Below are 6,335 nucleotides of genomic sequence, written 5' to 3' on the forward strand. Positions count from 1 at the left end.
CATTATAACATGATTATAGGGATTAATCTTATGATTTTGCCTCATTTTCCCGCAATTTCGCCGCGATTTCATTAATTTTTCGCAAACGATGATTAATACCGGATTTGCTTACCTTGCCACTAGGTATCATCTCCCCTAATTCGGCCAGGTTCATATCCCGATATTGAAGACGAAGCTCTGCTACCTCGCGAAGTCTGTCCGGTAAATTCGACAGACCGAGATGTCGATCGATGAGCATAATATTTTCAATCTGCTGCATCGCCGCAGCCACCGTTTTATTAAGGTTAGCCATGTCGCAGTTATTAAGGCGATTGGCCGAATTTTTCATTTCCTTTATGATGCGCACATCTTCAAAGAAGAACAACGCCTGGTGAGCTTCAATAATCCGCAGGAATTCGGCAATTTTTTCGCCTTCCTTAATATACATAATATGTCCTTTTTTCCGCTCAATACTTCGGGCGTTTAAACCAAAACAATTTGCCAGACTAACCAAATCTTCGCAATGCTCCTGATGAGAGGAGAAAATCTCCAGGTGATAGCTCGATGCTTCTGGATGGTTTACCGATCCGCCCGCAAGAAACGCTCCGCGCAAATATGCGCGCTTGCAGCAATCATTCTTCACAATATTAGAAGAAATGCCGTAATGAAACGTTCCTTCCCTCATGATGCCAAGCTCCTCAAGAATCTCTCTGGCTTGCTGCGGAATACGAACAAGATATACATTATTCTTCTTTAGTCTCATCTTCTTACGAACAAGAAGCTCTGCATGAATCTTAAAAATCTCTTTGACTAGCGAATAAATACGGCGCGCAATTGCCGCATTTTCTGTTGATACATCCAATACGAAGCGTTTTCCGCCGAACTGCAAAGAGCCGTTCATGCGAATGAGTGCCGTAAGCTCAGCTTTATCGCAGCAGGCGGGCGCTTCCAATTGAGTCAGTTCTTTTTTTGTTTGTGCAGCAAAAGACATACCGCCATCACCTCATTCTTTCGCACCGATTACATTTACAATAATTTTACTCAGTTTAGAAGCATTATGGCGCAAGAATTCATCGTACACTAACAAATTATCGGCAATAATATGGTATCCTTTTGCGGACAATTTCTCCATAGAGTACGTTACAGGCTCCGAGCCCTTCTCTGCATATAATGATCGCACTTCATCACTAATTTCCCCGCTATTGACAATGATATACTGAAACAGGGAGTTGCCTACATGATCGTGAATGGCTTGAATATGATCTTCAGCCGTATACCCGTCCGTCTCACCCGGCTGCGTCATTACATTGCAGATATATGCTTTGACAGCCTTGCTTTCCCTAATCGCCTGCACAATACCCGGCACAAGCAAATTGGGCAGTACGCTTGTATACAGACTTCCGGGTCCGATAAGAATCGCATCCGCTTCTGCAAGCGCTTCAATGGCTTCTGCCAACGGTTCTACGCCCTTATCAATAAAAACTCGTTTAATTCGCTTACCTGCCTTAGGGATAATAGATTCTCCGGAAACGATTGTGCCATCCTGCATCTCCGCATGCAGTACAATAGAATGGTTCGCCGCTGGTAACACACGCCCACGAACCGCTAATACCTTGCTAAGCTGCTCAATTGCCATGACGAAATCGCCCTCACTAATCTCCGTTAGTGCTGCAATCAACAGGTTGCCAATAGAGTGCCCGGCTAGCCCGTTGCCATTAACGAATCGGTGCTGGAGCAAGCTTTCAAGTAACGGCTCAGTATCTGCAAGCGCGATTAAGACATTGCGTACATCTCCCGGAGGTGGCATCCTGAGTTCGGAGCGCAACCGTCCGGAACTTCCCCCATCATCCGCTACTGTCACAATCGCAGTTATGTCGATCGGCTGTTTTTTCAAGCCGCGAAGCAGAACAGACAATCCTGTTCCTCCCCCTATTACCACCACACGGGGTTTTTCTATATTTCTTTTCATTCTACACCTCTATGAGCGGCCTCTCTCTATATCCCGATGCGTTATGCGAACATTATATTGATCTTGATAACGCTGACCTAAATACTCAGCGATGGCCACAGAACGGTGTTTACCTCCGGTACAACCAATACCGATAACAAGCTGGGCCTTTCCTTCCTGCTGATAGTGAGGAAGTGTAAAATCAATAAAATCCGCAAGTTTGGCAAGAAACTCCTGCGATACATCCCATTTGAATACATAATCGGATACTTCCGCTTCTTTCCCTGTTTTGGGCCGCAATGTTTCCACATAATGCGGATTAGGCAAAAAACGAACATCGAATACAAGATCGGCGTCAATTGGAATGCCGAATTTAAAGCCGAATGACTGAACGATAACGGTTAGATTCTGATTCATTTGGCTAAAAATCTGGCTTATTTTTTCTTTCAATAACACAGGCTTTAAATGCGTCGTATCAATGATTAGACTAGCAAGGCCCTTGAGTTCTTCCAACAAGCGGCGTTCTGCATGAATACCATCAAGCGGCAAGCCATTTGGCGCGAGCGGATGATTACGGCGCGTTTCCTTATAACGCTGTACAAGCGTCTGATCACTGGCATCCAAAAAGATAATTTGATACGTTATATTCTCCATCTCGTGAATACGTTCAAGCGATTCGGCCAGTGCATCGAAGAATTCTCGACCGCGTAAATCGATGACCAATGCTACCTTCTGAATGCGTCCCCCGGATTGGTCAATCAATTCCGCAAACTTCGGAATGAGAACCGGCGGGAGGTTATCCACACAAAAGAAGCCTAAATCCTCAAGTTTTTGAATGGCAACCGTTTTGCCCGCGCCGGACATGCCGGTAATAATCAGCAAGTTAATCTCATTCATCTGTTTTTCCATTATCTTATTCACTTCCTACCCAAAAAGATATCCCTTACGGCAAACTGGCTCTTTTCTTTATTAAAGCATATCCCGCTTCCTAATACAAAAAAAGAACGCAGACAGTACTGTCTGCGTTAAAGGTTACTATTATAAAAGGGGTCAATTAATTATCTTTACTATACACCCCTCATATTTCAGTAATGTTACAACGCGATTAAAAGTTTATGACCTTTTATCCTAGTTCAACGGACCGTTATCCCCCACTTCGCGTACACTCCGTGGAGGATAACTGCCCTAAGCCCAAGCTAAGTGCAACTAACCATCAGCGAAGGGTGAAGAAAGCCCCGCTGATAGAAGCTTTACTTTATTGAGTAACCTTGGAGCTTTCTTCCTGGATTTTTTCGTTCAGTTCTTCCACATAGTGCTGAGCTGAAAGAGCTGCATCTGCTCCATCTCCTGTCGCAGTTACAACCTGACGCAACGTTTTCTCCCGCACATCACCTGCTGCAAAAATGCCAGGTACGCACGTCGCCATGCGCTCATCCGTTTCGATATATCCGGCAGCATTTGTAATACCCAGGTTTTTCGCTGCTTGAGAGAGCGGATCCATACCTACGTAGATAAATACTCCATCCGTCTTGAATTCCGTGTCCTCGCCCGTTTTTCTATTGTGGAGCAATACTGATTTTACGACACCTTCCCCACGGATTTCTTTGACCTCGGTATCCCAGATGAATTCTACTTTTTCATTTTCAAATGCACGCTTTTGCAGAATTTTCTGTGCACGCAATTCATCGCGCCGATGCACAATAGTCACTTTCGTAGCAAAACGGGTCAGAAACACGCCTTCTTCAACCGCAGAATCTCCACCACCGACAACAACCAGCTCTTTACCTCTGAAGAATGCACCATCACATACTGCACAGTAGGATACGCCGCGGCCTGAGAATTCCTTCTCACCCGGGACGCCCAACTCACGATGCTCAGCTCCAGTAGTGATAATGACGGATTTTGCTTTGAATTCCTTATCGCCTACTTTTACTGTTTTGTACGGATTTCCATCTATAATTTCTTTAATATCGCCATATTGGTACTCGGCTCCAAATTTTTTGGCATGCTCGAACATTTTGGTGGATAAGTCTGGGCCAAGAATAGATTCAAACCCTGGATAATTCTCGATTTCTTCCGTGTTTGCCATCTGACCACCCGGGATTCCTCGCTCGATCATTAGCGTGCTCATATTGGCACGAGATGTATACACAGCTGCCGTCATACCAGCTGGACCGGCACCAGCAATAATTACATCATAGATTTTTTCCTCGCTCATCTTACTACCTCCTAATCATACTATATCTTTACCTCAAAAGCAGAGGCTATACTCTGCTTGATTTAGTTCATCGAAGAATTTCGATTTAATGTCTTTATGATAAATCGAAACGAACAAATTGTCTACCTTTATATCCTATTCGATGTTTCAATATTGCATTGTATGGCAAAGTAAAAAACATATATGAAAGTGCCATATCATTATACTCCATTCATATATACACGAAGATACCCCGGATTGTACCGGGGTATCTTGTTTTTTACTGAAGAAGAAAACAGATATCGCTTTTCCAATGTATCATTTCTCTTTACAAAGCCGGCAAACGGTCGTAATTAGTTTATAATTACGGGCAAGCGAGGCAACCGATATTCCGTAACGGGAAGCTACTTCTTCCTGTGTAACAGAAAAATTATGGCGCCTAGCCACCACATATTCCAGGGAAGCCGCCCAAGCTTCCTGCTTACGGATTGCAGGAACATTCGGATACGCTTTACTAAGATAGTCTAGCCATAGTGCCTGCGCTTCTTGCTGCTTCAAAATATCATAGCGTTCCTGCATATGGCTATGTAGACATTCTACTACTCGTTGCCATTTTTCAGTCCAAACCGGAAGTTCTGGATTCAAATGAAAGGCAATAAATTGTGTCTGATTGCCGATTATTGCCTGATAAGGCTCCGGCGCGCCCATCTTACGCAATGTAAAAATAGCCATCTTCTTCAATTGATCGTCTTCAGCAGGATTCATCAAAAAAGCGCGTAAAGCTTCCTCAACTTCTTTATCTGCAATATATTCAAACGCCTGAATTACCTGCATCTTCACCTCTTTATCTCCAAAGCGGAGCGCCCAGAGAAGAGAAGAGCGCATCAACGGATTATTCTGCATGACTTCATTAAGCTCATTCGCAGAACTCCCTGTGATTTCAAAAGAAAGGTTTTCCTGAAAGGGAATCTGGTAATGGTAGGAAGCTTCAGCAAGCGCTTGTCTCCCCTCCCTCTGCAATTCAATCTGCTTCAAATAATAAGGAGCGATATCTTCAGAAGGATCAAGGCGCTCTACTTTACGCCAGAATGTTTCTGCGGCATCCCACCTCCGGGTATTGTAAGCCGCTACGGCAGTGTAATGCAGCATATATAAATCACCTTGTCCAGCCTGCGAAATCATTTTACGGAAAAGGAAATACGCGGCTTCATCTTCGCCAAGAATACCGAGAGTAGTGGCTAGCTTATAGGCAAGGTCGAAATGGTAAGGAACAATTTTCTTCAAGGCAACGAGTAATTCATTTAGTTCATCCTGCTGTCGAAAGTGCGAATAAAAAACGGCCAGATTACACAGACCGTGAATATTAGAAGGCTCTTCCTTCAATACCTGCTGCACTGTTTCCATCGCTTTCTCAAAACGGCCCATGTAATAGTAACAAAGAGCAAGATTGTTTCGGGCAGCGATAAAATCGGAATGCTCCTTCACTATCGTCTGTAAAAGACGTGATGCTTCATTGAACTTCCCTTCTTCAAGCAATCGACGAGCTCGATCATGCTGCAGAACAATCTCTACATCTGTTTCGTTTTCTGTTTCCCGCGGTGTATTCTGCAAATAAAATTCGATATAATCAAGCAAATCCTCAGCTTCTTCGGTATAGAACGAATCTGGAACGTTTCGTAAATACCGAAGAATATATTGCTCAGCCAACTCGAATTCCATCATGCTGGCATAATTGCTGGCCAAATAAAAATAACATTCATCTAACGAAGGGTCGACTTCCTCCAGTACATGCCAGAGAATTCGATTCGATTCTTCATATTTGCCGAGTTCAGCCAGTACGCCGGCCATGCTGCAGTAATATTCAGGATTGTTCGGCTCGAATTCAACCGCCTTGCGTAAATAACGCAGCGCTTTTTGAAAATTGAGCTTATCAAGATAGCGCATTGCCCGCTCATAGTAGAAGTCCGCACCCATGTGAATCGGAACAATTTTGCTTTTCTTTTTTGGGGCGTATTGCTGCTTGGCCATATGTCCCTCCAATTTATCATCCTTATTGTTTAAGTATACCATACTTGCGAGAGCGTTCTCCACAGGACAGGCGCTTAGATTGAGCGATAACCCATTTACTTATCCATACAAAAAAAGTCGTTTCGCTAGCGAAACGACTTTTTCAGTGATGAGCCATACTGGACTCGAACCAGTGACACCCTG

The 6,335-nt window shown here is 44.0% G+C and carries 5 protein-coding genes; all 5 read right to left on the minus strand.

Translation table 11 applies throughout. The features are described from left to right. Positions 1–28: 28 nt before the first annotated feature. The 5 genes from whiA to HMPREF0083_RS20030 all read right to left on the minus strand — a co-directional run bounded on the left by whiA (position 29) and on the right by HMPREF0083_RS20030 (position 6,152). Positions 29–970 carry a DNA-binding protein WhiA gene (whiA, locus tag HMPREF0083_RS20010; RefSeq protein WP_021623544.1) on the minus strand — a complete coding sequence of 314 codons (942 nt, stop codon included), beginning with the start codon at positions 968–970 and terminating at the stop codon, positions 29–31. Positions 971–982: 12 nt separating this feature from the next. Then, positions 983–1,948: a gluconeogenesis factor YvcK family protein gene (locus HMPREF0083_RS20015; RefSeq protein WP_021623545.1), complete on the minus strand. Its 966-nt coding sequence runs from the start codon at positions 1,946–1,948 to the stop codon at positions 983–985. 9 nt (positions 1,949–1,957) lie between these two features. Further along, complete coding sequence (gene rapZ, locus HMPREF0083_RS20020) at positions 1,958–2,836, minus strand: RNase adapter RapZ (protein WP_021623546.1); 879 nt, start codon at positions 2,834–2,836, stop codon at positions 1,958–1,960. 346 nt (positions 2,837–3,182) lie between these two features. Further along, positions 3,183–4,145, minus strand: coding sequence for a thioredoxin-disulfide reductase (gene trxB / locus HMPREF0083_RS20025; RefSeq protein ID WP_021623547.1), 963 nt, complete (start codon positions 4,143–4,145; stop codon positions 3,183–3,185). 297 nt (positions 4,146–4,442) lie between these two features. Beyond that, positions 4,443–6,152, minus strand: coding sequence for a tetratricopeptide repeat protein (locus tag HMPREF0083_RS20030; protein WP_040304068.1), 1,710 nt, complete (start codon positions 6,150–6,152; stop codon positions 4,443–4,445). Positions 6,153–6,335 lie beyond the last annotated feature (183 nt).

This window comes from Aneurinibacillus aneurinilyticus ATCC 12856 (assembly GCF_000466385.1).
Lineage (GTDB): Bacteria > Bacillota > Bacilli > Aneurinibacillales > Aneurinibacillaceae > Aneurinibacillus > Aneurinibacillus aneurinilyticus.

Excerpts from the sequence above, each read along its gene's own strand:
- whiA (WP_021623544.1), bottom strand. The coding sequence starts at position 970 with ATGTCTTTTGCTGCACAAACAAAAAAAGAACTGACTCAATTGGAAGCG.
- HMPREF0083_RS20015 (WP_021623545.1), bottom strand. The coding sequence starts at position 1,948 with ATGAAAAGAAATATAGAAAAACCCCGTGTGGTGGTAATAGGGGGAGGA.
- rapZ (WP_021623546.1), bottom strand. The coding sequence starts at position 2,836 with ATGGAAAAACAGATGAATGAGATTAACTTGCTGATTATTACCGGCATG.
- trxB (WP_021623547.1), bottom strand. The coding sequence starts at position 4,145 with ATGAGCGAGGAAAAAATCTATGATGTAATTATTGCTGGTGCCGGTCCA.
- HMPREF0083_RS20030 (WP_040304068.1), bottom strand. The coding sequence starts at position 6,152 with ATGGCCAAGCAGCAATACGCCCCAAAAAAGAAAAGCAAAATTGTTCCG.